Source organism: Ornithinimicrobium cavernae (assembly GCF_003121625.1).
In the GTDB taxonomy this organism is placed as follows: Bacteria; Actinomycetota; Actinomycetes; order Actinomycetales; family Dermatophilaceae; genus Ornithinicoccus; species Ornithinicoccus cavernae.
The window spans coordinates 107,411-133,503 of record NZ_QDDJ01000014.1; the positions used below are offsets into that span (position 1 = coordinate 107,411).

Genomic DNA, 26,093 nt, shown 5'->3' on the forward strand with positions numbered 1-26,093 from the left:
CTGGTCCCGCTCCGGGACCCTGGCGACCTCCTGGCCGGGCTCGGTGGGTGACTCGGCGGCGCCGTTGTCGGCGTGCTTGGGCGGCTTGCGCTCAGCCACGGGTGTCCTCCCCGTCGGTGTCGGGTTCTGCGGGCGCAGAGGGGTCGTCGCTCTCTGCGGGAGCTGAGGTGTCGTCGTGGTCGGCCACGATCGTGCTCGTCCGGGTGCCGGTCGTCGCCGGGTCGAGCCCGTCGCCGGTGTGGCCGGCGACCGGCTGGGCGGCGGCCACCGCCGGGCGTCGGGTGGTCGGCTCGACGAGCGTCTGCCCCGGCAGCGGGGGCACGGGGAAGCCGCCGGCGAAGGGGTCGACCTCGACCGGGGGGCGCCGGTCCTCGAGGGTCTGCGCCTCCTTCTTCTCCAGCCGCGACATGAGCAGCATGATGCCGCCGACCACCCCGATGATGACCAGGGCCGTGGTGATGATGACGGGCAGGCGGCCCTCGCCGAAGTAGCCCACACCCGGGTCGGCGGCGCGCATCAGGATCACCGCGACGACCCAGACGAGGGACAGCGGGATGAGGACCTTCCAGCCGAACTTCATGAACTGGTCGTAGCGGACTCGGGGCAGGGAGCCACGGAGCCAGACGTAGAAGAAGATGAAGCACCACATCTTGCCGGTGAACCACAGCAGGCCCCACCAGCCCTCGCTGAACATCCCGTCGTTGATGGCGCCGATGGGCCAGGGAGCGTGGTAGCCACCGAGGAAGAGGGTCGTGGCGAGGGCGGAGACGGTGAACATGTTGATGTACTCACCGAGGAAGAACATGCCGAACTTCATCGAGGAGTACTCGGTGTGGAAACCGCCACCGAGCTCACCCTCGCCCTCGGCGAGGTCGAAGGGCAGCCGGTTGGTCTCGCCGACCATCGTGATGACGTAGACCACGAACGAGAAGAACAGCGGGAAGGCGAACCACCAGCGGTCCTGAGCGGCCACGATCTCACTGGTGGACATCGAGCCGGCGTAGAGGAAGACCGCGACCAGGGACAGCCCCATCGCGATCTCGTAGGAGACCACCTGGGCCGTCGAGCGCAGACCACCCAGCAGGGGGTAGGTCGAGCCCGACGACCAACCGGCCAGCACGAAGCCGTAGGCGCCGACACCGGCCACCGCCAGCACCAGCAGCGTGGCGACGGGGGTGTCCGTCAGCTGCAGCGGCGTGGTGTGCCCGAACACCGACACCTCACCGCCCATCGGGATGATGCCGAAGGAGACGAAGGCCAGGGCGCCCACCAGGAACGGGGCGAGGATGAACATCACCTTGTCCGCGTTCTTGGGGGTGACGTCCTCCTTCATCATCAGCTTCAGCCCGTCGGCCAGGGTCTGGAGCAGCCCGAAGGGACCGAACCGGTTGGGTCCCGGTCGTTGCTGCATGCGTCCGATGACGCGTCGCTCGAACCAGATGACGATGAGCACCGAGACGAGCAGGTAGACGAAGATGCCGACGGCCTTGATCGCCGACAGCCACCACGGCGTGTCACTGAAGTCGGCACGCGGCCCGTCCGCCATCGGGACGGCCGCCAGCATCGACGGGGCGTGGACAGCGAGCTCGCTGACCGAGCTGAGCGCACTCATGCCAGGCCTCCTGTGACGGTGTGGCTCTCGGATGCCGCGGACCCGGCGTCACCGAGCCCGATCCGGACGAGGTCGCCGGACTCAGCGCCGAGGGTGGCACGGACGGCGGACCCGGGAGAGTTGGTGGGGAGCCAGACCACATGGTCGGGCATGACGGTGAGCTCCACCGGCAGCGTGATCGTGCCCCGGTCCGTGCTGACCGCAAGAGGCCCGCCGTCGGCCACCCCGGCCGCCTCGGCGGTGGCCGCGGAGATCCGCGCCACCGGGCGCGGTGCGGTCCCCGCCAGGAACGGCTCGCCGTCCTGCAGCGACCCGTTGTCCAGCAGGTGGTGCCACGTGGACAGCACGGCCTCGCCGTGACCCGGCCGCGCCGGCTCCGCCGCGGGAACGCGCCGCAGGCTGCTGGTCCCGTCCCAGGAACCGAGCTCGGTCATCTCGCGGCGGAGCGCCGTGATGTCCCGGGCGCCGAGCTGGACGCCCATCTCGGCGGCCACCAGGTCCAGGACACCGTGATCGCTCAGGGCGCTGGACTCCAGGGCCTTGTCGAAGGTCCGCAGGCGCCCCTCCCAGTCGGCGAACGCGCCCGCCTTCTCCTGCTGCGGGGCTACCGGGAGGATGACGTCGGCGAACTCGTGGACGACCGACTCACGGAACTCCAGCGAGACCACGAACGTGCCGGCCAGGGCGGCCCGCGCCAGGGCCGGGTCGGCCAGGTCGTCGGGGTCCACGCCACCGACGACGAGCGCGGACAGGGCACCGTCGGCGGCAGCCGCCAGGATCGTGTCGGTGTCCCGACCGGGCTCGGCGGGCAGGCCGGCTCCCCAGGCGCGGGCGACCGCGTCACGGGCTGAGTCGTCGGCCACCGGCCGGCCACCGGGCAGGAGGTTGGGCAGGGCACCGACCTCGACGGCGCCACGCTCACCGGCGCGGCGGGGCACCCAGGCCAACCGGGCACCCGTGGCCTCGGCCAGGGCCGCGGCACCGGACAGCCCACCGGGCACGAGCGCGAGACGCTCGCCGACCAGGATGACCGAGTCGGCGGTCAGCCCGGCCGCCGCCGCGACGACCGGGTCGGTGCCGTCGCCCGCGGCGCCGGACCGGTCCGCGGCCAGGGCCTGCAGGATCTCGGTCTCGGTGCCCGGGGCGGCGGGGATGAGGGTGCCGCCCACCTTGGTGAGCCCGCGGGTCGCGAACGGCGCCACCGCATAGACCGATGTCTTGTTCTTCAGGAAGCCCTTGCGCAGCCGCAGGAACAGGATGGGGCTCTCGTCCTCGGGCTCCAGTCCGACCAGGAGCACCGAGGAGGCGGCCTCGATGTCGGCGTAGGTCACGGACGTGTTCCGCACGACGTGGGACCCCAGGAAGTCGGCCTCCTCAGCCGAGTGGGGCCGGGCGCGGAAGTCGATGTCGTTGGTGCCGAGGACCGTGCGGGCGAACTTGCTGTAGGCGTATCCGTCCTCCACGGAGCTGCGGCCGCCCACGAGCACGCCGACACCACCGTCGGCCCGGGCCGCCGCCAGACCACGGGCCGCGGCGGCCAGCGCCTCGTCCCAGGTGGCGACGTGGTACTGCCCGTCGGCGCCGCGGACCACGGGGTCGCGCAGCCGGTCCGGCTGGGTGGCGTAGGTGAAGGCCCACCGGCCCTTGTCGCAGTTCCACTCCTCGTTGACCGCCGTGTCCTCCAGCGCCATGCGGCGCAGGACGGTGCCACGGCGGTGGTCGGTGCGGATGGAGCAGCCGGAGGCGCAGTGCTCGCACACGCTCGTGGTGGACACCAGGTCGAACGGACGGGAGCGGAACCGGTAGGCCGCGCCGGTCAGGGCCCCGACCGGGCAGATCTGGACGGTGTTCCCCGAGAAGTAGGACTCGAACGGCTTCTCCTCGTAGATGCCGACCTGCTGCAGCGCGCCACGCTCGATCAGGGCGATGAACGGGTCACCGGCGATCTGGTCGGAGAACCGGGTGCAGCGGGCACACAGGACACAGCGCTCGCGGTCGAGCAGCACCTGCGAGGAGATGTTGATCGGCTTGGGGTAGGTCCGCTTGATGTCCTCGAAGCGCGAGGTCGGCCGCCCGTTGGACATGGCCTGGTTCTGCAGGGGGCACTCGCCACCCTTGTCGCAGACGGGGCAGTCCAGCGGGTGGTTGATCAGCAGGAACTCCATCTGACCGTGCTGCGCCTTGTCGGCCACGGGCGATGTGTGCTGGGTCTTGACCTGCATGCCCGGGGAGACGGCGAGGGTGCAGGAGGCCTGCGGCTTGGGCATCGGCCGGACGTTGCCCTCGCGGTCCGGGGTGGCGACCTCCACCATGCACTGGCGGCAGGCTCCCACGGGGTCGAGCAGCGGGTGGTCGCAGAACCGTGGGATCTGCACGCCGATCTGCTCGGCGGCGCGGATCACCAGGGTGCCCTCGGGGACGCTGACATCGACACCGTCGATGGTCAGGGACACCATGGGCACGTCCGGCTGGGCCGGGACCTCGGCGTTGCCCCCGTCGGTAACGGCGTTGCCCCCGGCTGCGGGTGAGGTGTTGACGGTCATGCTGGCTGGCTCTCCTTCGCGAACAGCGTCGAGCGCTCCGGCGGGAACAGCTCGGCCGCCGGGGTGTGCATCCCGGCCTCGAACTCCTCGCGGAAGTACTGCACTGCGGAGGTGATCGGGCTGGTCGCACCGTCACCGAGGGCACAGAACGCGCGGCCCAGGATGTTGTCACAGATGTCGACGAGCTTGTCGATGTCGTCCTGGCTGCCCCGACCGGCCTCCAGCCGGTGCATGATCTGCTTCAGCCAGAAGGTGCCCTCGCGGCAGGGCGTGCACTTGCCGCAGGACTCGTGGGCATAGAAGTCGGTCCAGCGGGAGACCGCCCGGACGACCGAGGTGGTCTCGTCGAAGATCTGCAGGGCACGGGTGCCCAGCATGGAGCCCTCGGCGGCCACCGACTCGAAGTCCAGGGGCACGTCCAGGTGGGCGTCGGTGAAGATCGGGGTGGAGGAGCCTCCCGGCGTCCAGAACTTCAGCTTGTGCCCGCTGCGGATGCCACCGGCCATGTCCAGCAGCTCGCGCAGGGTGATGCCCAGCGGTGCCTCGTACTGGCCCGGCCGGGTGACGTGGCCGGAGAGGCTGAAGATGCCGAAGCCCTGGGACTTCTCGGTGCCCATGCCCGCGAACCAGTCGGCACCGTGTGCCGCGATCGGCGCGATCGAGGCGATCGACTCGACGTTGTTGACCACGGTCGGGCGGGCGTACAGACCGGCGACCGCCGGGAACGGCGGCTTGAGGCGGGGCTGACCGCGGCGGCCCTCCAGCGAGTCCAGCAGCGCGGTCTCCTCGCCACAGATGTAGGCGCCGGCACCGGAGTGCAGGGTGATGTCGAGGTCGAACCCGGTGCCCAGGATGTCCTTGCCGAGGTACCCCGCGGCATACGCCTCCTGGATCGCCCGCTGGACCCGTCGGTGGACGTGCGCGACCTCGCCGCGCAGGTAGATGAACGCGTGGTTGCAGCCGATCGCGAAGGAGGTGATGATCATCCCCTCGATCAGGAACTGCGGAGCGGCCATCAGCAGCGGGATGTCCTTGCACGTGCCCGGCTCGGCCTCGTCGGCGTTGACGACCAGGTAGCGCGGACCACCGTCCGGCGGGGGTAGGAAGCTCCACTTCAGGCCGGTGGGGAACCCGGCCCCACCGCGGCCGCGCAGTCCGGAGTCCTTGGCCATCTGGACCAGGTCGGCCTGGTCGGTCTGCAGGGCCGTGCGTAGCCCCTGGTAGCCGCCGTTGTCCTCGTAGGTCTGCAGGGTCCAGCTCGTGGGGTGATCCCAGAACTTGGTCAGGATCGGGGTCAGCTGCGTGCTCACGCGTCCTTCTCCTCGTCCGTCGCGGTGTCCTTCGTCGAGCCCTCGGGAGACGGCGCGGTCCAGCCGCGCTCGCGGGCGATCCGCAGCCCCTCCAGCGAGGCCGGTCCGGCGCCCACGCCCTCGTCGGCGAGACCGTCCTCGAAGCCGGCGAGCATCCGGGACACCTGCTTGAAGGTGCAGACCCGGGACGCGCCGCGCGTGGGGGCGACCGGAGCGCCCGAGCGCAGGTCGTCGACCAGCTTCTTGGTGCTCTCCGGGGTCTGGTTGTCGAAGAACTCCCAGTTGGCCATCACCACGGGCGCGAAGTCGCACGCCGCGTTGCACTCGACCCGCTCGAGGGTGATCTTGCCGTCGGGGGTCGTCTCGTCGTGCCCGATCCCCAGGTGCTCACTGACCTCGTCGAAGATCTGGTCTCCGCCCAGGACGGCGCACAGCGTGTTGGTGCAGACACCGACGGTGTACTCGCCGTTGGGGTGGCGCTTGTACTGCGTGTAGAAGGTCGCCACACCCGACACCTCCGCCCGCGTCAGGTCCAGCAGCTCGGCGCACAGGTCGACACCCCGGCCGGTGACATAACCGTCCACGGACTGGACCAGGTGCAGCAACGGCAGGAGCGCCGAGCGCTTCTGCGGATAGCGGGCGATGATCTGCGCCGCGTCGGCGCGCAGACCAGCAAGGACGTCCTCGGCATACGGCTCCTCGCTCGCCTGGAGCGGGGTGTAGCGGTGCAGCGGGTCGTCGGTGTGGGCGTCGGTGCTCATCGGTCCACGCCTCCCATCACGGGGTCGATCGAGGCGACCGCGACGATGACGTCGGCCACCAGGCCGCCCTCCGCCATCACGGACGCCGCCTGCAGGTTGTGGAACGAGGGGTCCCGGAAGTGCGCCCGGAACGGTCGCGTGCCGCCGTCGGAGACCGCGTGCACGCCGAGCTCGCCCTTGGGCGACTCGATCCCCACGTAGGCCTGGCCCGGCGGCACCCGGAAGCCCTCGGTGACCAGCTTGAAGTGGTGGATGAGCGACTCCATCGACTCACCCATGATCGCCCGGATGTGCTCCAGGCTGTTGCCCTGCCCGTCGGCGCCGACGGACAGCTGGGCGGGCCAGGCGATCTTCTTGTCGGCCACCATGACCGGCTGCCCCTCGCTCTCGCGGAGGCGGGCGATGGCCTGCTCGGCGATCTTGAGCGACTCCCACATCTCCTCGATGCGGATGCAGGCACGGCCGTAGGCGTCGGCGCTGTCCCGGGTGACGACGTTGAACTCGTAGGTCTCGTAGCCGCAGTAGGGGTCGGTCTTGCGCAGGTCCATCGGCAGCCCGGTGGAGCGCAGGATCGGCCCGGTGATGCCCAGCGCCATGCAGCCGGTCAGGTCCAGGTGGCCGACGTCGACCGTGCGCCCCTTGAAGACGGGGTTCTCCAGCAGCAGGTTCTCCAGGTCGCGGATGCCGCGACGCAGGTCGGGCAGCTCGGCCTCGAGGGCGTCCAGGGCCTCCGCCGGCACGTCCTGGGCGACGCCGCCGGGGCGGATGTAGGCGTGGTTCATCCGCAGGCCGGTGACCGCCTCGAAGAACCGCAGGATGCGCTCGCGCTCACGGAAGCCGATCGTCATGACCGTCGTGGCACCGAGCTCCATGCCGCCGGTGCCCATGCAGATCAGGTGCGAGCCGATCCGGTTGAGCTCCATCATGAGCACGCGGATGTCGTTGGCGCGCTGAGGGATCTGGTCGGTGATGCCCAGCAGCTTCTCGACGGCCAGGCAGTAGGCCGCCTCGTTGAAGATCGGGGTCAGGTAGTCCATCCGGGTGCAGAACGTGGTGCCCTGCGTCCAGTTGCGGTACTCCATGTTCTTCTCGATGCCCGTGTGCAGGTAGCCGATGCCGGCGCGGGCCTCGCGGACCGTCTCACCGTCCAGCTCCAGCACGAGGCGGAGCACGCCGTGGGTCGAGGGGTGCTGCGGCCCCATGTTGACCACGATCCGCTCCTCGCCGAGCGTCGCCGCGTCGGCCGCGATCTGGTCCCAGTCACCGCCGCTGGCGGTGAACACGGGGGCGCCGAGGTCCTCACCGTCGGCGTAGAGGTCCTGGTGGGTGCGGGTCGACATCAGCTGTAGCTCCTGCGCGTGTCCGGCGCCGGGATGGTGGCGCCCTTGTACTCGACCGGAATGCCGCCCAGCGGGTAGTCCTTGCGCTGCGGGTGCCCCGGCCAGTCGTCCGGCATGAGGATGCGGGTGAGTGCCGGGTGACCATCGAAGACGATGCCGAACATGTCCCACGTCTCCCGCTCGTGCCAGTCGTTGGCGGGGTAGATGGGCACGATCGAGGGCACGTGCGGGTCCTCATCGCTGCAGGACACCTCGACCCGGACCCGCCGGCCACCGTTGGTGATCGACAGGAAGTTGAACACCGCGTGCAGCTCGGCGCCGGTCAGCTGCGGGTAGTGCACGCCGTTGACGCCGAGGCAGAGCTCGAACCGCAGGTCGGGCTCGTCGCGGAGCGCGGACACGATCGTCAGCAGGTGCTCACGCTCCACGTGGAGCGTCATCTCCCCACGGTCGATGACCACGGTGACGCCCTCGGTGTAGGCCGGGCCGGTCGCTCGCTCCAGAGCGTCCGCGACCTCGTCGAAGTAGCCGCCGTAGGGGCGGTCGGCGGCGCCCGGGAACAGGATGTCCCGCTGCAGGCCGCCGTAGCCGGAGGTGTCGCCGCCGCTGCTGGGGCCGAACATCCCGACCCTGCGGCCCACGACGACGGGCTCGCCGGCGGCCCGTGCGACGTCCTCGCTCTGCTCGGCCGGCAGGTCGTCGGTCGGGTGGGTGGGGTGCGTCATGCCAGCAGCCCCTTCATCTCGTGCGTCGGCGTCGCGGCCAGCGCGGCGGCCTCGGCCCTGCGCGCCGCCTCGACCCGGTCGACACCGAACTTGGTGTCCCGGATCGAGTCGTGCAGGGACAGCAGCGCGTTGAGCAGCATCTGCGGGCGCGGCGGGCAGCCGGGCAGGTAGATGTCGACGGGCACGATGTGGTCCACACCCTGCACGATCGCGTAGTTGTTGAACATGCCGCCGGAGCTGGCGCAGACACCCATCGACAGGACCCACTTGGGGTTGGGCATCTGGTCGTAGACCTGTCGCACGACGGGTGCCATCTTCTGGCTCACCCGGCCCGCGACGATCATCAGGTCGGCCTGGCGCGGCGTCGCGGCGAACCGCTCCATGCCGAACCGGGCGATGTCGTAGTCGGGCGTCCCGACGGCCATCATCTCGATGGCGCAGCAGGCCAGACCGAAGGTCGCCGGCCACACGGAACGGGCCTGCATCTGCCCGACCAGGCCCTCGACCGTGGTCAGCAGGAAGCCCGAGGGGAGCTTTTCCTCAAGACCCACGTCTCACACCGTCCCTTCACAACACTCAGCGGTCCCGCGCACCCGGGCACACGGCATACTCCATCGGTCGGTGGTCAGTCCCACTCCAGGCCACCCCGGCTCCACTCGTAGACGAACGGCACGGAGACCACGACCAGGAACAGCAGCATCGCCAGCAGGGAGAAGAGCCCCACCTGGTCGAACGCCACCGCGAACGGGTAGAGGAAGAGCACCTCGACGTCAAAGATGATGAACAGCATCGCCGTCAGGTAGAACTTGATCGGCACCCGCTCGCCCTCCGCGGCGCGCGGGGTGGGCATGATGCCGCACTCGTAGGCCTCGGACTTGGCGCGGTTGTAGGTCCTGCGCCCGACGACGGCACCGGCACCCATCGAGCCACCAGCGAACAGCAGGCCGAGTGCGAAGAAGAACAACAGCGGCAGGTACGGGTGGTAGTCCATCACCCACACTCCTTTCGGCGCTGGCTGGTCGGCAGCCCAATCCTAGGGGTCACAGTGGTCATCATGCCGCAGGGGCCGGCTTCGCGAGTGCCGTGATCAGCCGGTCATCGACCCGGCCACGGACGAAGACGGTCCTCTCCCCCGGCAGCGGGTCCGGGCTGTCCACCGCCAGGGTGGCCGCGGTCGTCGAACCGCCGGGACCGGCGCCGACGACAGTGACGTCGACCGGCTCGTCCGCCGCGACGGGGGGACCACTCGGGGTGGGCTGGGACACCTGGGCTGCCTCGCTTGTGAAGGGATTCACGAACTCCGCGCCAGTCTAGGACGACGTTTCGGGAGTGCGGAGTTAGGTGACCCTCACCTCGTGTGCAGCCGCCCCGTCACGGACACTGGACGCCGACATGAGACCGAGAGCACGCGAGGCCCTGGGCCGGCTGACGGGGGCGGCGGCGGGGCGCCGGCTGGACGACCCGGAGCCGCCGTGGTCCCCGAAACCCGCCGACACCCTCACCCCGCACCAGCAGTCGTTGCTGGTGATGGGGCACCTGTCGGAGGAGCAGGTGTCGGCCTACCTGCGCTCCAGCGGGCTCCCCGCGGACGCCTCGCGCGAGCGGGCCGCCCTGCACTTCGCCGAGCACCGCGTGACGGCCCTGCAGGAGGCGGCGGCGTTCCGGGAGCGCTGGCAGGAGTGGCGGCAGGAGACCCAGAACCCGAGGGTCAGGGGCCGCTCGTATGACGTGGGGCCGCCCCAGCTGCCCGGGCCGGCTCGCGAGGAGCTCGAGTCCGGGCGCGCCGTGGGTCGGGCGGCAGGCCGGGGCTGGCAGCGACTGTCCACCTGGAGCGCCGTGGCCGGTTTCGTCATCGGCTGGGGGTTCCTGGTCTGTGGCGTGCTCGGCATGGTCCCGGGGCTGCAGCTGCTGCTCGTCGTCAGCGCGGTGTGCCTCGTCGCCTCCCTCCTCCTGCTCGCAGTGGTCGCCCCGGCACTGGCCGCCCGGGGCGAACGGCGTGCCCGGGCGGCCCTGTTCGGCTGGGCCGTGCACCGACCGGGCCAGCTGGAGCGCGGCCTGCCTGGTCTGCGCACGCGGATCGACGAGCAGGCCACGGTCGGCTCCTCGTTCTGCCTGGGGCTGGTCAGCCTGGCCGCCGGTGGGTTCTGTGCCGTGATGGGCCTGCTGCTCCTGGTGATCGCCCTGTTCGACCGGCAGGCCACGACCTGGCAGATCACCGGCATCCTGCTCGGGCTGGCTGCGGTGCTGCTGCTCTCGCCGCGGCTGGTCACCCTGTGGAACCGCTGGGTGATGCACCGCAACGACGCGATCGACGAGGCGGTCAGCTGGGTCTACGCTCCGGCGACCCGGCCCAGGCGTCCGGTCTGACGCTCGTGAGTGAGTTCCAGGCCCCCAGAGGGGTGCTGAACTCACTCACGAACCCCCCGACCCCGGGTCAGCGGACGAGCTGGCGCAGCGTGAGCCCCTCACCGAGCGCCGCCACCTGGGCGAGGTAGAGCTCGGCGCAGGCGAGCGCGTCCGTGAGGGCGTCGTGGGAGCGGTAGCGCGGGAGCCCGAGGTGCCGACGTGCCGCGGCCAGACCGAGCTCGTCCTCGGTGACGTGGCCGTGCGGGCGGTCACGGCGCAGGACCCGCCGCTGTAGCCGCACCGTGTCGACGACGACGACGTCCGACAGGATCAGGCCGTGCGTCCGGCAGGCTGACCGCAGGAAGCCGACCTCGATCGCCGCGTGGTGCGCCAGCAGGACCCGCTCACCGAGGTCGGCCAGCACCAGGGGCAGCACCTCCTCGAGCCCGGCACCGGCCGCCGCGGCGTCGTCGGTGATGCCGTGCACGACCGCACTCCCACCGACGCCCGAGCTCCCGGCCGGTCGTACGGCATACTGCCGCGCGCCGCCCAGCTCGATGGTGAGCCCGTGCACCGGGACCGTGCCGATGCTCAGCACCTCGTGCCGGGCCGGGTCGAGGCCTGTGGTTTCCAGGTCCAGCGCGAGGAGCTCCAGGTCCCCGACGGGCCGCGCCCGGTCGGCACCGCCACGCCGGCGGGGACGGGTCACGACAGGTGCTCCAGCGGCAGCCGCTGGGTGAGCGCCTGCTGGGCGGTGCGCAGGACCCGGAACGCGTCGCGCAGGTGGCGCCGCTCGAAGTCGGTCAGTGTCGAGGGGTCCACGAAGTTGTCCGGCGCGTGACCGGCACGCACCCGCCGCCCCTGGTGCCGCAGCCGCAGGTAGGACACGAACTCGTGCGCGTCCTGCAGGTCGGCCCCCAGTCCCTCGGACAGCGACCCGGCACGGGTGGCTGCCACGATCCTGGCCTGCGAGTTGACCTCATCCAGCCCGTTCAGGAGGGCGTGCACCCGGGCCAGCTCGACGACCGCCGCCACCCCACCGGCCTTGAGGTCCAGGTTGTCCCGGTGCGCGCCCTCCTTCTCCAGCACCAGGCCACGGAAGAAGCCGAGCGGCGGGCGCCGCGCGACAGCGTGCTGTGCCAGGTAGGCCAGGAACAGGTCGGCCCGGCCGGTGCGCGACAGCACGTCGGCCCGCAGGGCCCCGACCAGCTCGTGGGTGCCGTGCAGCGGCCGCATGTCGAAGAAGATCGAGCCGTTGAGCACCGCCTGCGGCGAAGGGGTGTCCAGCCACCGCGCGAAGTGGCCGCGCCAGGTGCTCACCGGCACCCGCCACCGCGGGTTGGTGGCCATCACGTCACCGGGGCACGGCGGATAGCCGCACGCGGTGAGACCCGCCGACACACGGTCGGCCAGGGCCGCGAAGTAGGCGTCCTGCTCGCGGGTCACCCCGTCAGCCAGCACGAGCGCGTGGTCCTGGTCGCTCCCGAGACCCTGCTCGTGCCGCGCCTGCGAGCCGAGGACCACCCAGCAGTAGGGCACCGGCGGTGCCCCGAGCTCCGCCTCGGCCAGCACGAGGAGCCGGCGGACGATCGCATCACCCAGTGAGGTGACCACCCGCCCCATGTCCTGCGCGGTGGCGTCCTCGGCCACCAGCTGCTCCAGGATCACCGGGATGCGGCGGGCGAGCCCCGCCAGCTCCGCAGCACCGGGGGCGGCCTGCAGGTCAGCGACCAGGTAGACGGGGTTGTTGTGCTCCAGTCGCATCAGGTCCGTGCTGCTGACCAGACCGAGGACCCGCCCGCCGACGTCGACCACCGGGAGGTGGTGGATGGTGCGGTCGACCATCTCCATGAGGGCCTCGAAGGCCAGCGCGTCCGGGCGCGCCGTCGCCGGCCGTGGCGTCATCACGGTCGACAGGGGCACGGCGGGGTCACGACCGGCGGCGAGGACCCGGCTGCGCAGGTCACGGTCGGTCACGATGCCGACCAGCTCGCCGCGGTCCAGCACCAGCACCGAGGACACGTGCTCCTTGGCCATCAGCCGGGCCGCCTCGCGGACCGAGGTCGTCGGCGCGGCCGACACGGGCGGCCTGCGCACCAGGTCGCCGAGCGAGGTGCGCAGCACCGCACCGCCCCGGTTCGCCGCGTGCAACACCCCCAGTGCCCGTCGCAGCCGCGCCGTGTGCGCGGAGGTGTAGAAGGCGGCGAACCCGGGGTCGCGCTCGCACAGGTCACGGAACGCGGACTCGGGGACGACGAGCAGCAGGCAGTCCTCGATCGCGGTGAAGTCGTAGCGCGACGGGGCCCGCTCGACGAGCGTGGACATGCCGAAGGAGGTCCCCGGGTCGCTGCGCTCGACGAGCCCGCCGCTGGAGTCGGTGATGTCGACCGCGCCGGAGCGCAGGACATACATCACGTCGTTGTCCTCGCCGACCGAGAGGATCCGGGTCCCGCGACGTGCGTAGCGGACCGAGGACCGGCGGATCAGCGTGGACAGCAGGGGCTGCGGCAGCTCGCGAAACGGCTCGTGGGCGGCGAGGAAGTCCGCGACCTCGGTGACCTCGCCGACCATTGCCGCGCCCCCGGCTAGCGCACCGCGTGGTGCAGCGCGACGATCCCGCCCGACAGGTTGCGCCAACGCACCCCGCTCCACCCGGCGGCACGGACCTGCCGTGCCAGGCCCTCCTGGTCGGGCCAGGCCTGGATGGACTCGGCGAGGTAGACGTAGGAGTCGGGGTTGCTGCTGACCCGCCGGGCCACGACGGGCAGCGCCCGCATGAGGTACTCCTGGTAGACCGTGCGGAACGGGGCGAAGGTCGGGGTGCTGAACTCGCAGACGACCAGGCGCCCGCCGGGCCTGGTCACCCGGTGGAACTCCTCGAGGGCGACCCCGGTGTCGGCGACGTTGCGCAGGCCGAAGGACATCGTCACCACGTCGAACGAGCCGTCCGCGAACGGCAGCGCCAGCGCGTCCGCGGCGGTGAAGGCCAGGTCGGGTCGGCGCCGGTTGCCCTGGCGCAGCATGCCCAGCGAGAAGTCGGCGGGCACGACGTCGACACCGGCGTCGGCGAACGGCTCGCTGCTGGTGCCGGTGCCGGCGGCGATGTCCAGGACCCGCTCACCGGGGCGCGCGGCGACGGCCCGGACCACCGCACGGCGCCAGAGCCGGTCCTGGCCGAGGGACAGCACGTCGTTGGTCAGGTCGTAGCGACCGGCCACCCCGTCGAACATCTCGGCGACCTCGTGGGGGGCCTTGTCCAGACTCGCGCGACTCATGCCCGTCATCCTCCCATCCCGGCACGGCATAGGCTGACCTGCCGTGACCGTCCCTGTCCTTCCCCGCCTGCGCGCCCGCACCCTCGAGGCGCCGCCGGTGCCGGACCTCTTCGACCTGCTCCCACCCGACGCCGACCCGACCACCGTGGTCAGCTGGGTGCGTGAGGGCGACGGCCTGGTCGGCTGGGGGCGAGCGGCCTCGAGCGGCGACCTCGGTATGACGGGTGGTCCCGACCGCTTCGACGCGGCCGTCCGCTGGTGGGAGGACGTCGTGGCCGGGGCCGAGGTGCTCGACGAGGTCGACCTGCCCGGGACCGGCCTGGTCGCCTTCGGGTCCTTCGCCTTCTCCCCCGCGTCCCCCGACGGCGGCGGACTCGTCGTGCCCCGCGTCATCGCCGGGCAGCGGGACGGCCGCGCCTGGGTGACCAGCATCGAGCCGGTCGACCCGTCCAGCACGCCCATCGCGGCGACCGGACCGGTCTCCCCCGCCGGCCCGCACCTGCCGGACGGGACCGCTGACCCGGCTGACGGCATACGGCTGCGTCCCGGTGCGGTCGCACCCGAGGACTGGCCCGCGCTCATCGCCTCGGCCATCAGCCGGATCGAGGGAGGGGAGGTCAGCAAGGTGGTCCTGGCCCGCGACGTCGTCGCCTCGTCCCCGACACCGATCGACCCCGTGCTCCTGCTGCGCCGACTGGCACAGCGCTACGCCGCCACGTGGACCTTCGCTGTCGACGGCCTCATCGGTGCCACCCCGGAGATGCTCGTGCGGCTGCAGCACGGCCGGGTCCGCTCGCGGGTCCTGGCGGGCACGGTGCGCCGCGACCGGACCCCGGCACCGTCGGTCACGGAGGCCCACCCCGAGCTGGAGGAGCCGCACTCCAGCGACCCCCGCCTGCACCTGGTGTCGGACGCCAAGGAGCTGGAGGAGCACGCCTACGCGGTCCACTCGGTCGCCGACGCCCTGGCCCCGCACTGCGCGAGCCTCGAGGTGCCTGAGAAGCCGTTCGTGCTCGAGCTGCCCGACGTCTACCACCTCGCGACGGACCTGAGCGGCGAGGCGACCGACGACGCGACCTCGCTGGACCTGGCCGCGGCCCTGCACCCGTCGGCGGCGGTGTGCGGCACGCCGTCCGAGGACGCGGCGCGGCTGATCGCCGAGCTGGAGGGCATGGACCGCGGGCGGTATGCCGGTCCGGTCGGCTGGCTCGACGCCTCGGGTGACGGTGACTGGGGCATCGCGCTGCGCTGCGGGCAGCTGGCGCCCGGTGGCCGGTCGATGCGGCTCTTCGCCGGCGGTGGCATCGTCGCCGCCTCCGACCCGCAGGCCGAGCTCGCCGAGACCGAGGTGAAGCTCGCGGCCATGCGCCACGCCCTCGGGCTGGGGTCCTGACGGTGCCCCGCCCCCAACCCAAAAATAGGGAGGATCGGACCGCCTCCAGCACCTTCTCGGGGAGGATCGGACCGGACCCCTCAGGTGGACTGGTCCTGCGCGCTCCCACGGTCGGTGACGAGGCCGAGGCACGGCGTGCCCAGGCAGAGCTGGCGGACGACGGCTTCGACTTCCTGCTGATGCAGGACGGTGAGTGCTGGGCCGAGTGGCTCGCGCGGATCGCCCGTGAGCGTGCCGGCACCGGTCTGCCCGCGGGGCGGGTGCCGGCGACGTTCCTCCTCGCGGTCGTGGGAGACGACCTCGTGGGCCGGGTCTCGGTCCGGCACGAGCTCAACGACTTCCTGCTCGCCGTCGGCGGTCACGTGGGCTACGGCGTGCGTCCGGGGCGCCGCCGGCGGGGACACGCCACCGAGATCCTGCGCCAGTCACTGGAGATGCTGCGCGGCCTGGGGCTCGACCGGGCGCTGGTCACCTGCGACGACGACAACCTGGGCTCGATCGGCACCATCGAGGCCTGCGGTGGCGTCCTGGAGGACATCCGGCCCGGCGACCCGGGCGAGGCCGCGAAGCGGCGCTACTGGATCGACCTCGGTCCGCGCTGAGCGACTGCCGCCCCGTCACCGGCGGCGCAGGGAGCCGGCGATCGCCACCATGAGGACCAGGAAGCCGACCACGACCCACAGCGCCCGATCCAGCCCGAACACCTCGGCCAGCAGCCCGATCGTTGGCGCACCGAACAGGAACGCGCCATAGGCGATCGTGCTCACCACCCCGATCGCCCGGTTCCCGCGACCGGGCACCTCCCCCGCTGCCGACATCGCGGCCGGGAAGATCGTGGACACACCCAGACCCCAGAGCAGGCCGCCGACCACCGCGACCGGCAGCGACGGCACCAGCGTGACCAGGAGGATGCCGACGGCGGCGAGCAGGCCCCCGGCGCGGGCCAACCCGTCGCGGCCCCAGCGTCTGGTCGCCGGACCGCCCAGGAGCCGGCCGACCATCATGGTCACGTTGAACGCCATGTAGGCCAGCGCGCCGAAGCTCTCGGGGGCACCGTGCACGTCGACGAGCAGCAGGGCCAGCCAGTCGTTGGCGGCTCCCTCGGCCAGGGCTGCGCCGAGGCAGACCAGCCCGATGAGCACCTCCAGCCGGGTGAGGGTGCGTGGCCGGTCCCGGCCCTCTGAAGCCACGCTCCCCGGCGGCCGGGGAGCCGTTGCGTCGTCGTGCTGCTCCACCGGGACGAACGCCCGCACCGCGACGATCCCGATCACCAGGGCCAGGAGGGCCCCGACGGGCACCTGCACCAGCCCCACACCCTGCCACGCCGCGAGCGCCCCGACGCCGGCCCCGAGGACGGCTCCGCCGGAGAAGGCGGCGTGCAGATAGGGCATGAGCGTCCGGGCCCGGAGCTGCTCGACGCGGTAGCCCTGGATGTTCATCGACACGTCCCAGAGCCCGACCGGTGCCCCTGCCAGGACGAACAGCCCCAGCAGGACCCAGACGTCCGGCGCGAGCACGAGGCTCCCCCAACCGAGGCAGGCCAGCGCGAGCGCTGCCGCGGTGACCGCGCGGTTGCCGAACCGGTCGACGAGGCGGGCGGTGTGCGGCATCGCCAGCAGGGACCCGAGCCCGCCTCCCACCAGGGCGATCCCGAGCTCGGCCTGGGAGGCTCCGACGCTGTCCCGCAGCGCGGGGACGCGGGCGAGGGTCTGTGCCATGGCGAACCCGGCCGCCCCGAACACCACAGCAACCGCAGCGGGCGAGCCCGCGCGCGACGTCGTCGCCGGACGGCCCGCCGTCCCCGAGCGTGTCCCACCGGGAGGGTTGGGGGCGTGCTCCACCTGGTCTCCTGTCCTTCACCCGCGCGTCGGGTGACTGTCCGATAACCGCTGGCCCACAGACGTCCTCGGGCGTGACACTGGCCCGATGAGCAATGACCCTGGTGCCACTCTGCCCGAACCCGGCCCGGCACAGTCCACGACGCAGGCCACCATGGTCGCGCTGATCCCTGCCGACGCGGACCGGATCATGGCCCTGGAGCACCTGGTCTGGTTCGAGATCGCACCCGGCGTCAGCGTCGAGGACAACCTGGCGGAGCTCGACTTCGAGCGGACGCGCGGGGCCGAGCTGACCTCCCCGGCGCCCCGGCTCGGGGCAGCGGCCGCAGCCGGCGCGCCGCTCGCGGGCATGTACGCCTCCTGGGCGATGGCGGTGACGGCGCCGGGGCCGAAGGGGACGCTGGCCCGGCTCCCGATGAACGGCCTCACCTGGGTGGGCGTGCACCCCGATGCCCGCCGGCGCGGGATCCTGCGGCAGATGATGACCGAGCACCTCGGCACGGCGCACGACCATGGCGAGGCCGTCGCCGGGCTCCAGGCGGCCGAGCCCGGGATCTACGGCCGGTTCGGCTACGGCGCCGCCTCGCTCGACGTCACCCTGACCCTCGGTCGGGGCGCGGACCTCAGTGCGGGCCCCGCGCTGGAGGAGGCGGCGCGGCAGGTCGGCACGCACTTCGTGCCTGCAGGCACCCCTGAGGCGATGGAGGTCATCCAGCGCGCCCACCTGGGCGCGGCGGACCACACGCTCGGCGCGGTGACCCGGACCGACAGCATGGCCCGCGTCTGGTTCCGTGACCACCCCACCGCGCGGGGGAACAAGGAGCCACTGCAGGCGATGTTCGCCACGCGGGGCGACGAGCTGACCGGCTACGCGCTCTTCCGGCGGAGCTCGAAGTGGGAGCACAACCTGCCCGGTGGCGAGGTGACGGTCCGCGAGATCGGGGCCGTGGACCCCGCCTCGCTGCTGGCGCTGGCACAACGGCTCGTCGACTTCGACCTGACCTCCACGGTCACCGTACACGGCCGGGGCATCGACGACCCGCTGCTGTGGTGGGCCGGTGGTCCGCGGCAGACCAGGCTGCGGTCCGGGGACTCGCTGTGGGTTCGCCTCGTGGACGTCGACAAGGCGATGACGGCCCGCGGCTACGCCCAGGCCGTGGACGTGGTGCTGGACGTCGTGGACCCGGTGTGTCCGTGGAACGAGCGACGCTGGAGGTTGACGGCCGGTGCGGACGGTGTGGGGCGTTGCGTGCCGACCGACGACGAGCCCGACCTACGGCTGCCGGTCGCCGCGCTGGGTGCCGCCTACCTGGGGTCGCGCCCGATCGCGGCGCAGGCAGCCGCCGGCGCGGTGACCGAGCTGCGGCCGGGTGCCGCCGCCGAGCTGTCGCGTGCCATGCGCGGCGACGTGGAGCCCATCGCGGCCATCAACTTCTGAGGAGCCGCCGGCACGCTCCGACCGCTTGTCTAGAGTGGGACCGCTCGGGGAGTGGGTGCTATCCGGCGCCAGGGTGACACCAGGGGAACGGGCATGAGGAGGGCGGGATGTCGATCCGGCAATGGGCACTGATCGGAGGGCTGGCCAGCATCGGGGTCGTGGGGACGGGGATCGGGCTCTTTGCCGCGCAGGGCCCCGAGCACCCGGCCACCGTGCTCCAGGTCGAGGACACGGCGCAGATCCTCTACGCCCCCGAGCTGCGGGCCGCAGTGGAGCGGCTCGAGTTCTACGAGCCCACCACCGTGGCGGTGTTCACCCACCGGGGCGGTGCGGAGGCGCTGACCGACGACTACGCGCTCAACGACGCGACGCTCGCCTTCGCCCGCGAGACCCGCACCGACTGGCTGAGCAGCAACGGCCAGAAGTGGGCCGATGACCTGTTCATCCTCGGCGTCGATCCAGAGGGCCGACTCGTCGGCACCTACTTCGGGGAGAACCGCGCGGTCAGCGAGCAGAACCAGCTGGACATCCAGGACGCCACCAAGGACGACTTCCGCAGCGGCCGGTGGACCGAGGGCTCGATCGCCGGCATCGAGACCGCCGCCGAGCGGATGAACCGCCCGTTCGCGCGGTCCGGGGCAGGGGTCAACGGCGCCATCGGTCTCTCGGCCGCCACGCTGGCCGGCTCGGGTGCCTACCTGTTCGTCGGGCTGCGCAGGAGGGACCGCAGTCGCGCGGCGCGGGCGGCCGGGGACCGCGCGATGGCCAACGTGGTCCGTGACTACGAGGAGACGCAGGTGCATGCCCACCTCATCCCCGAGCAGTCGCGCTACGGCGGGGCGATGCTCGGTCGCTACCAGGAGTACACACGTTCCTTCCGTGAGCTGACCGAGCTGGGCAACCGCGCCCGCGCGATCCCGGCCAACGCCTACGACAGGACCGAGACGCTGGCCGTGCTCACGGAGTACCAGGGCGCGGGGGAAGAGCTGGATGAGCTCGACGACGTCATCGCCGACACCGCCGCGCTCCTCAACCTCGACCGCGCCTGGCCGGAGGCCTGGGAGCGACAGGTCGCCACGCTGCGCGAGGACCTGGAGGGCGTGGAGCCACTCCTCACCTCGACCCTGGACGAGGAGGTGCGCGGCCTGGACGCGGCACAGCCGCTGCGCGAGTTCGCCTCGCAGGCCCTGGCGGACCTCGACCAGCTGCGGGGTGACCTGGCGAGCGGGGCGACCAGTCCCGACGACGCGCTGGACGCGTTGCGCGCCGTGCGGGACACGCTGAGCGGTCACCTGGACGCCCTCGCCGGGGCGGTGGCCCGCGAGTACAGCGAGGACGAGTCGGAGCGGGAGAGCATGGAGGACGCCTTCCGGCGGGAGCGGGCCCGCGCCGAGCCGACCATCCTGAGCACGACCGACCGCACCTGGACCTGGATCAGCATCAACTCCTTCACCAGTGGCTACTCCACGGGGACCCAGGAGGTGGCGCAGGCCCGGTCCGCGTCCTCCGGGGGGTCCACGTCCGGCTACAGCAGCAGCGGCGGGAGCTTCAGCGGCGCAGGGAGCTCGTCACGCTTTTGAGGCAGGACACTGCCGGCGCGACTCGCGCACGCCCGCGCCCGCTCGCCTGGATGTCAGGGTCCTGGGTCCGGCCCCCTCGCTGCCTGACACACGAGGTCTCGGAGGCGGCACGGTGGGGACCGAGATCGCGATAGCGGCAGGCGGACCTGCGGCGGCTACCGTAGTCGGGTGCCCACCCGTGCCCGGAGCCTCGCCGACGACCTGCGCGGACGCTCACCGGAAGAGCTGGTCGCGCTGCTGGTGCGCCGACCGGACCTGGCCCGACCCACCCCGGCGGACCTGACCACCCTCGCGGCGCGTGCCACCACGCGAGCCAGCGTGCAGCGGGCGCTCGACAGCCTGGACCTGGCGCACCTGCAGACCCTCGAGGTGATCTGCGTCCTCGGCGCGGCCCCGGTGACGGCGATCGCGGCCGCCCTCGGGGAGCCAGCGCGCTCACCGCGGGTCGGTGAGCTCGTCGACCGTCTCGCAGACCTGGCCCTGTGCTGGCGGAGCCCGGAGGGCTACCGCGCCGCGCGCACGGTGCAGGAGGTGATCGGGGCTCCTGCCGGGCTGGGGCCCGAGACGGAGGACGCTCCCACCGGTGACCGCCTCACCGAGGCACTCGAGGACCTGGACGGGCGGGCCCGGGCGATCCTGGACGCCCTGACGTGGGGACCGCCGGTGGGTGTGCTGCCCTCCGGCGGCAGCGGTGACCGGGGGGTGTGGGAGGCCGGGCAGCACCTGCTCGAGCGACGCCTGCTGCGACGCACCGACGAGAGCCACGTGCTGCTCCCCCGCCAGGTGGCTCTCCGCCTGCGCTGCGGCCTCGTGCACCGCCGACCGGAGCTGTCACCGCCGGTCGGCGACGACCGCTTGCTCGACACCGACCTGGTCGATGCCACGGCCGGTGGCCGCGCCGCACAGCTGCTCGAGCAGACCGCTGAGCTGCTCGACGAGTGGGGCACGCGCCCTCCGCGCGTCCTGCGGACCGGTGGCCTGGCGGTGCGCGACCTGTCCCGTGCCGCAACCCTGCTGGAGGCCACGACGGCCGAGACCGCCTGGCTCGTGGAGGTGCTGCAAGCCGCCGGCCTGGTCGCGGCGGACGAGTCGCGCGAGCCCGCCTGGATGCCGACAGGGGAGTCCGACGACTGGGCCGAGCGACCTGCAGGGGAGCGGTGGTCCGTCCTGGCCGGCGCCTGGCTCGGTATGCCGGCAGCCCCCTCCCTGGTCGGGTCCCCCGACGGCACGGGCCGGGTCAACGCCCTCAGCCCACAGACGTCCTGGCCCTACGGTCGGCAGCGTCGCAACGACACCCTGGCCGTGCTTGCGACACTGCCGGCGGGCACCGCCCCCACCGCCGACCGGCTGGTCGAGCTGCTGCGCTGGCACCACCCGATCCGGCTGAGCCGCTCCCCCGACCCCGGTGTGGAGACGGTCGTGCGCGAGGCGGAGTGGGCGGGCCTTACCGGTCGGGGCGCCCTCGCCAGCGCCGCCGGCGGCGTCCTGAGCGGGGACACGGCACACGCCGGCCGGGTGATGAGCGATCACATCCCCGAGGCCGTCGAGCACGTGCTGGTGCAGGCGGACCTGACCGCCGTCGCCCCCGGCCGCCTGGACGGCCCGGCGCGCTCCGTGATGCGGCTCCTCGGTCAGGTGGAGTCCCGAGGGGGCGCCACCGTCCACCGGATCACCGAGGACGGCATCCGCCGCGCGCTCGACCTGGGGTGGTCCGCCGACCGCGTCCTCAGCGAGGTCTCCGCGATCAGCCGCACCGGCGTGCCCCAGCCGTTGGAGTACCTGGTCCGCGACGTCGCCCGCAGGCACGGGGTCGCCCGGGTCGGTTCGGTGGGCTCCTACGTGCGCTCGGACGACACCGCGCTGCTGGACCGGGTCCTGGCCGACCGCGATCTCGGGCTGCTGCAGCTGCGGCGCGTCGCGCCGACGGTGCTGGTCAGCCCCGTGCCGGCGACGACGGTCCTGGACGTCCTGCGCGAGGGCCGGTACGGCCCCGTCCCCGAGGGGGAGGACGGCGGCCTGACGCTGGTGTCGCTCCAGGACCACCGGGCCACGCGACGGGCCATGGCGCCCACCCGGGTGAGCACCGTCGACGCGGAGACCGCAGCCCGGATCGTCGCCACGATGATCAGCGGCGAGTCCAACCGGCCCCGCGGCGGCAACGGCCTGCCCGCGCCGACCGACCCCGTGGTCACCTCCGCGATGCTGAGGGAGGCCGCGGCCGAGCGCCTACCCGTCTGGATCGGCTATGCGGACGAGGTCGGCGGCATCCAGCGGCTGCTGCTGCGACCGACCGCCGTCGAGCAGGGACGGGTGCGCGGCACGGTCGCCGACCAGGACGCGCCACGGACCTTCCTGCTGCACCGCATCTCCGGCGTCGCCGCCGCCGACTGACCGGGCCGGCTCATCGCCTCCGTATGCATCTGGTCACCTCGGGCGTGGCCGACTCGCAAAGGCGGCGCGACCCGCATACGGTCGACCAGGCTCTTTTTCTGACCGACGGAAGTGAACGACTGTGAGCACAGCCGAGATACCGGAGACCCGCACCGAGCTGAAGCGCTCGCTCAGGCCACAGTGGGTCTGGGCGATCGCCCTGGGGTCGGCCATCGGCTGGGGTGCGTTCGTGCTGCCGACCGACTGGCTGAGCACCGCCGGACCGCTGGGGACGGTCATCGGGCTGCTGCTCGGCGGCGCCCTCATGTGCCTCATCGCGGTCAGCTACGGGTTCCTGATCCGCACCTTCCCGGTCTCCGGCGGTGAGTACGCCTACGCCTACACCGCGTTCGGGCGGCTGAACGCCTACATCTGCGGTTGGTTCCTCACCCTGGGCTACATGTCGATCGTCGCCCTCAACGCCTCCGCCTTCGCGCTGATCTTCCGGCGGATGGTGCCGTGGGTGGTGGAGTGGGTGCCGCTGTGGGAGGTCGCCGGCTGGCAGGTCTACCTCGGCGAGGTCGTCGTGGCCAGCCTGGCCCTCCTGGTCTTCGCCGTCCTCAACGTCCGCGGCGCCACGCTCTCGGGCCGGATGCAGTTCATCTTCTGCCTGGTCATGCTCGGTGCCGTCGGGTTCCTGCTGCTCGGTGCCCTGCTGCACCCGGGCACGCCGCTGTCGAACCTCAGCCCCGCGTTCCCCGAGGGCACCGGCGCCCTCCCCGCCGTCCTGGCCATCGTCGCGATCGCGCCGTGGGCCTACGTCGGCTTCGACAACGTCCCGCAGGCCGCGGAGGAGTTCGACTTCGCACCGAGCCGGGCGTTCGGGCTGATCATCATGGCCATCCTGGTCGCGGCCGGCATCTACGTCGCCATGGTGCTGACCACGGCGGTCGCCTTCCCCTGGCCGGAGCTGGTCGGCGGGGCCCCGGCGTGGGGCACCGCGGACGCGGTCTCCGCCCTGTTCGGCAACCTCGGCCTGCTCGTCCTGGCGCTCGGCCTGTGCATGGGCGTGTTCACCGGCCTCAACGGCTTCTACGTCTCAGCCAGCAGGTTGCTCTTCGCCATGGGCCGCGCGCACACCATCCCGCCCGCCTTCGCCCGGCTGCACAAGGACACCGGCACGCCCGCGCTGGCCATCTGGTTCGTGACCGCCGCCTGCCTCATCGCCCCGTGGTTCGGGCGCGAGGCGCTCGTCTGGGTCGTCGACATGAGCTCGGTCGGCGTGACGATCGCCTACACCTACACCTGCCTCGCGGCGTTCCGCATGTTCCGGTGGTCCGACTCACCGGCACGTCCGGGCGACCCCGAGGGGGTCCGCTCGACCTTCAAGAAGGTGATGAGTGGTCTCGGCACGGCCACCGGCGTGGGCTTCTTCCTGCTGCTGATGACCCCCGGCTCCCCCGCCCAACTGGGGGCCCCGTCGCTCGTCGCCCTCGCGGTGTGGGTCGTCCTCGGCGCGGTGTTCTACCTGATGCACCGGTCGGCGCAGGAGGGGCTCACGGACGCCGAGATGGACCGGATGGTGCTCGGCGAGCACCGCCGGGACACCGCGGACTGACCGTCACGGCAGCTCGGCCAGCACCTCTGCCACACCCTCCGTCAGGGCGGCGCGCAGCGGGCGCTGACCCGTGCGGGGCACGGTGACCTCGACGACCCGGACCCCCCGGGCCGGCTGGTCCAGGATGTCGCGGAGCGCGGCGGCGGTCCTCACCCGTTCGAACGGCACGGAGTATGCCGTGGCGAGGGCCTGCAGGTCGGCTCCGGTGGGCGTGCCGAAGACCCGCTCGAAGTCGTCCGCGCGCTCCGGCTCGCCGTACTCGAGGGTGCCGAAGATCCCGCCGCCGTCGTCGTTCACCACGACGAGGGTCAGGTCCGGGCGCGGCTCCAGCGGCCCGATGAGCAGGCCGTTGAGGTCGTGCAGGAAGGTGAGGTCCCCGACCAGGCCAACCGTCCGACCACGGCCCGGGGCGGTCGCGGCGGAGGCGTCGGTCGCGCGGGTCTGCGCGACCGTGGCCCCGTGGGTCAGCGCGATGCCGACCGCGGTCGCGAGCGTGCCGTCGATTCCGGCCAGCCCCCGGTTGCCGGTCACCAGCAGGCGGTGTCCGGCCAGGCCGGCCCGGTCCACGTCGCGGGCCGCGTTGGAGGAGCCGAGCACCAGCACGTCGGCCTCGCCGAGCGTCTGCAGCACGGTCTGGGCCACGGCCGGACCGGACGGCCACGAGCCCGCCACCAGGGCGCTCACGGGCCCGGTGATCGCCCGCCCGGCCTCCCGCCAGCCCTGCGCCCAGGTCGGATCCTGCCCCCGGAGGGCACCCGTGACCAGCGCCGACCACGGGTGCACGGTGTCCACGGCATGGGAGGGGTCGGCCCAGTCGTCGGTCGCGGTGACCGCGTCGACCCGGACCCCCGGCCAGCGCAGCAGGGCACCGGTCTCACGGTTCAGCGTGCACCGTCCGACCACGACCACGCGCTCGGGGAGGTGCGCTCCCAGCCACGCTGACGCCGTCAGCAGCAGCGAGCCGTGGGGCAGCACCGCGGCCCGGTCACCCGCACCATAGGGCTCGGCGACGACGGGCCAGCCCTGCGCCTCCGCCACGGTGAGCGCCTGCTCGGTCAGCGCGGGATCGGGCAGGTCACCGAGCACCATGAGGGTCCGCACCCGGGACGGCTCCGGCGCGCGCGGCGCCCGTGGGTCGTCGTGCGCGGGTGGGTCCTCCGGTTCCGCCGGGGGGACCTGTCGCCCCGTGTCGGCCAGGGCGCCGACCGGCGCCGGGAGCCCGGTCCCGGTCACGGTCACCTCCGTCCACGGGCGCCCGTCCGGGCGTCCGGCGAGCTCGGGCGGCAGCGGGTCGACGTCGGGCGCGGACGGGTCGGGAGGCGGCGCGTGCCCGGCGGAGACGGCCCGGTCCGCCCCAGGCAGGTCGGGCGCGAGCGGGTCACGGAAGGCGACATTGAGGTGCACCGGGCCCGGGCTGCCCAGCGCGCCGACGGCAGCGGCCCAGGCGCGGTCGACGGTGGTGCGCCACCTCGTCTGGGCGGTCCGAATCTCCCCAAGAAGACGCTCAGAGCGGTCCGAACCTCCCCAAGAATGGGTGAGGTCGTGCTGCCAGCGGACGGCCGGCCCGAAGATCCCGGGCTGCACGGTCGTCTGGTTGGCCCCGGTGCCCCGCAGCTCGTCCGGCCGGTCGGCGCTGAGCACGACCAGCGGCACGTCCGCGTGGTGGGCCTCCAGCACCGCGGGGTGCAGGTTGGCGACCGCGGTCCCCGAGGTGGTGATCACCACTGCGGGCCGGCGGCTGAGCTTGGCCAGCCCGAGCGCCAGGAACCCGGCCGACCGCTCGTCCACCCGGACGTGGAGCCGCAGGCGGCCGGCCCGCTCGGCCGACTGCACGGCATACGCCAGCGGGGCCGAGCGCGAGCCCGGCGCGAGCACGACCTCCCGCACGCCGCACCGGACCAGCTCGTCGACCAGGACCCGGGCCAGCGCGGTCGAGGCGTTCAC

The 26,093-nt window shown here is 72.6% G+C and carries 21 protein-coding genes; 7 read left to right on the forward strand and 14 right to left on the reverse strand.

What is annotated here, in order from left to right:
• Nucleotides 1-91: 91 nt before the first annotated feature.
• From nuoH to DA085_RS21385, 9 genes are all read right to left on the reverse strand, one after another.
• Nucleotides 92-1,612 carry an NADH-quinone oxidoreductase subunit NuoH gene (gene nuoH, locus DA085_RS16160; RefSeq protein ID WP_109474006.1) on the reverse strand — a complete coding sequence of 507 codons (1,521 nt, stop codon included), beginning with the start codon at nt 1,610-1,612 and terminating at the stop codon, nt 92-94.
• Complete coding sequence (locus DA085_RS16165) at nt 1,609-4,155, reverse strand: NADH-quinone oxidoreductase subunit G (RefSeq protein WP_109474007.1); 2,547 nt, start codon at nt 4,153-4,155, stop codon at nt 1,609-1,611. The genes nuoH and DA085_RS16165 overlap by 4 nt, the downstream gene beginning before the upstream one ends.
• Nucleotides 4,152-5,465: an NADH-quinone oxidoreductase subunit NuoF gene (nuoF, locus tag DA085_RS16170; protein WP_109474008.1), complete on the reverse strand. Its 1,314-nt coding sequence runs from the start codon at nt 5,463-5,465 to the stop codon at nt 4,152-4,154. Before nuoF ends, DA085_RS16165 begins: the two co-directional genes overlap by 4 nt.
• Complete coding sequence (nuoE, locus tag DA085_RS16175) at nt 5,462-6,226, reverse strand: NADH-quinone oxidoreductase subunit NuoE (protein ID WP_109474009.1); 765 nt, start codon at nt 6,224-6,226, stop codon at nt 5,462-5,464. Before nuoE ends, nuoF begins: the two co-directional genes overlap by 4 nt.
• Nucleotides 6,223-7,566 (reverse strand): NADH-quinone oxidoreductase subunit D, encoded by a 1,344-nt coding sequence (locus DA085_RS16180; protein WP_109474010.1) that lies wholly within the window; start codon nt 7,564-7,566, stop codon nt 6,223-6,225. The genes nuoE and DA085_RS16180 overlap by 4 nt, the downstream gene beginning before the upstream one ends.
• On the reverse strand, nt 7,566-8,291 hold the full coding sequence (locus tag DA085_RS16185; RefSeq protein WP_109474011.1) for an NADH-quinone oxidoreductase subunit C: 726 nt from the start codon (nt 8,289-8,291) through the stop codon (nt 7,566-7,568). Before DA085_RS16185 ends, DA085_RS16180 begins: the two co-directional genes overlap by 1 nt.
• Nucleotides 8,288-8,842, reverse strand: coding sequence for a NuoB/complex I 20 kDa subunit family protein (locus tag DA085_RS16190; protein ID WP_109474012.1), 555 nt, complete (start codon nt 8,840-8,842; stop codon nt 8,288-8,290). The genes DA085_RS16185 and DA085_RS16190 overlap by 4 nt, the downstream gene beginning before the upstream one ends.
• A 74-nt stretch (nt 8,843-8,916) precedes the next feature.
• On the reverse strand, nt 8,917-9,282 hold the full coding sequence (locus DA085_RS16195; RefSeq protein ID WP_109474013.1) for an NADH-quinone oxidoreductase subunit A: 366 nt from the start codon (nt 9,280-9,282) through the stop codon (nt 8,917-8,919).
• 61 nt (nt 9,283-9,343) lie between these two features.
• Nucleotides 9,344-9,556: a hypothetical protein gene (locus DA085_RS21385; protein WP_109474014.1), complete on the reverse strand. Its 213-nt coding sequence runs from the start codon at nt 9,554-9,556 to the stop codon at nt 9,344-9,346.
• Between the two features lie 127 nt (nt 9,557-9,683).
• On the opposite strand from DA085_RS21385, the gene DA085_RS16205 reads away from it, so the two are divergent.
• On the forward strand, nt 9,684-10,658 hold the full coding sequence (locus tag DA085_RS16205; RefSeq protein ID WP_109474015.1) for a hypothetical protein: 975 nt from the start codon (nt 9,684-9,686) through the stop codon (nt 10,656-10,658).
• Nucleotides 10,659-10,725: 67 nt separating this feature from the next.
• On the opposite strand, the gene DA085_RS16210 is transcribed toward DA085_RS16205, so the two are convergent.
• From DA085_RS16210 to DA085_RS16220, 3 genes are read right to left on the reverse strand one after another with little or no spacing between them, the layout of a single operon-like run.
• Nucleotides 10,726-11,346, reverse strand: a complete 621-nt coding sequence (locus DA085_RS16210; protein WP_109474016.1) for a 3'-5' exonuclease — start codon at nt 11,344-11,346, stop codon at nt 10,726-10,728.
• Complete coding sequence (locus tag DA085_RS16215) at nt 11,343-13,208, reverse strand: DUF294 nucleotidyltransferase-like domain-containing protein (protein ID WP_109474017.1); 1,866 nt, start codon at nt 13,206-13,208, stop codon at nt 11,343-11,345. The genes DA085_RS16210 and DA085_RS16215 overlap by 4 nt, the downstream gene beginning before the upstream one ends.
• A 14-nt stretch (nt 13,209-13,222) precedes the next feature.
• Nucleotides 13,223-13,912: a demethylmenaquinone methyltransferase gene (locus DA085_RS16220; protein WP_109474018.1), complete on the reverse strand. Its 690-nt coding sequence runs from the start codon at nt 13,910-13,912 to the stop codon at nt 13,223-13,225.
• A gap of 43 nt (nt 13,913-13,955) precedes the next feature.
• Between DA085_RS16220 and DA085_RS16225 the strand changes: the two genes are divergently transcribed.
• Together DA085_RS16225 and DA085_RS16230 are read left to right on the forward strand one after the other, a co-directional pair.
• Nucleotides 13,956-15,305: an isochorismate synthase gene (locus DA085_RS16225; RefSeq protein WP_109474019.1), complete on the forward strand. Its 1,350-nt coding sequence runs from the start codon at nt 13,956-13,958 to the stop codon at nt 15,303-15,305.
• Between the two features lie 2 nt (nt 15,306-15,307).
• Nucleotides 15,308-15,907, forward strand: coding sequence for a GNAT family N-acetyltransferase (locus DA085_RS16230; RefSeq protein WP_237565565.1), 600 nt, complete (start codon nt 15,308-15,310; stop codon nt 15,905-15,907).
• A gap of 15 nt (nt 15,908-15,922) precedes the next feature.
• On the opposite strand, the gene DA085_RS16235 is transcribed toward DA085_RS16230, so the two are convergent.
• Nucleotides 15,923-17,146, reverse strand: coding sequence for an MFS transporter (locus tag DA085_RS16235; protein WP_154402232.1), 1,224 nt, complete (start codon nt 17,144-17,146; stop codon nt 15,923-15,925).
• An 85-nt stretch (nt 17,147-17,231) separates the two neighbouring features.
• Here DA085_RS16235 and DA085_RS16240 point away from each other — a divergent pair, with 85 nt between their 5' ends.
• From DA085_RS16240 to DA085_RS16255, 4 genes are all read left to right on the forward strand, one after another.
• Complete coding sequence (locus DA085_RS16240) at nt 17,232-18,581, forward strand: GNAT family N-acetyltransferase (protein WP_109474021.1); 1,350 nt, start codon at nt 17,232-17,234, stop codon at nt 18,579-18,581.
• 107 nt (nt 18,582-18,688) lie between these two features.
• Complete coding sequence (locus DA085_RS16245) at nt 18,689-20,161, forward strand: DUF5129 domain-containing protein (RefSeq protein WP_109474022.1); 1,473 nt, start codon at nt 18,689-18,691, stop codon at nt 20,159-20,161.
• 168 nt (nt 20,162-20,329) lie between these two features.
• Nucleotides 20,330-22,552: a helicase-associated domain-containing protein gene (locus DA085_RS16250; RefSeq protein ID WP_109474023.1), complete on the forward strand. Its 2,223-nt coding sequence runs from the start codon at nt 20,330-20,332 to the stop codon at nt 22,550-22,552.
• 121 nt (nt 22,553-22,673) lie between these two features.
• Nucleotides 22,674-24,149: an APC family permease gene (locus tag DA085_RS16255; RefSeq protein ID WP_109474024.1), complete on the forward strand. Its 1,476-nt coding sequence runs from the start codon at nt 22,674-22,676 to the stop codon at nt 24,147-24,149.
• Nucleotides 24,150-24,152: 3 nt separating this feature from the next.
• Here DA085_RS16255 and menD read toward each other — a convergent pair whose 3' ends face one another.
• Nucleotides 24,153-26,093: a 2-succinyl-5-enolpyruvyl-6-hydroxy-3-cyclohexene-1-carboxylic-acid synthase gene (gene menD, locus DA085_RS16260; protein WP_109474025.1), complete on the reverse strand. Its 1,941-nt coding sequence runs from the start codon at nt 26,091-26,093 to the stop codon at nt 24,153-24,155.

What these genes read in the sequence shown, in the direction of transcription:
- nuoH (WP_109474006.1), bottom strand. Translation starts at nt 1,612, where the DNA reads ATGAGTGCGCTCAGCTCGGTCAGCGAGCTCGCTGTCCACGCCCCGTCG.
- DA085_RS16165 (WP_109474007.1), bottom strand. Translation starts at nt 4,155, where the DNA reads ATGACCGTCAACACCTCACCCGCAGCCGGGGGCAACGCCGTTACCGAC.
- nuoE (WP_109474009.1), bottom strand. Translation starts at nt 6,226, where the DNA reads ATGAGCACCGACGCCCACACCGACGACCCGCTGCACCGCTACACCCCG.
- DA085_RS16180 (WP_109474010.1), bottom strand. Translation starts at nt 7,566, where the DNA reads ATGTCGACCCGCACCCACCAGGACCTCTACGCCGACGGTGAGGACCTC.
- DA085_RS16185 (WP_109474011.1), bottom strand. Translation starts at nt 8,291, where the DNA reads ATGACGCACCCCACCCACCCGACCGACGACCTGCCGGCCGAGCAGAGC.
- DA085_RS16195 (WP_109474013.1), bottom strand. Translation starts at nt 9,282, where the DNA reads ATGGACTACCACCCGTACCTGCCGCTGTTGTTCTTCTTCGCACTCGGC.
- DA085_RS16205 (WP_109474015.1), top strand. Translation starts at nt 9,684, where the DNA reads ATGAGACCGAGAGCACGCGAGGCCCTGGGCCGGCTGACGGGGGCGGCG.
- DA085_RS16215 (WP_109474017.1), bottom strand. Translation starts at nt 13,208, where the DNA reads ATGGTCGGCGAGGTCACCGAGGTCGCGGACTTCCTCGCCGCCCACGAG.
- DA085_RS16220 (WP_109474018.1), bottom strand. Translation starts at nt 13,912, where the DNA reads ATGAGTCGCGCGAGTCTGGACAAGGCCCCCCACGAGGTCGCCGAGATG.
- DA085_RS16240 (WP_109474021.1), top strand. Translation starts at nt 17,232, where the DNA reads ATGAGCAATGACCCTGGTGCCACTCTGCCCGAACCCGGCCCGGCACAG.
- DA085_RS16245 (WP_109474022.1), top strand. Translation starts at nt 18,689, where the DNA reads ATGTCGATCCGGCAATGGGCACTGATCGGAGGGCTGGCCAGCATCGGG.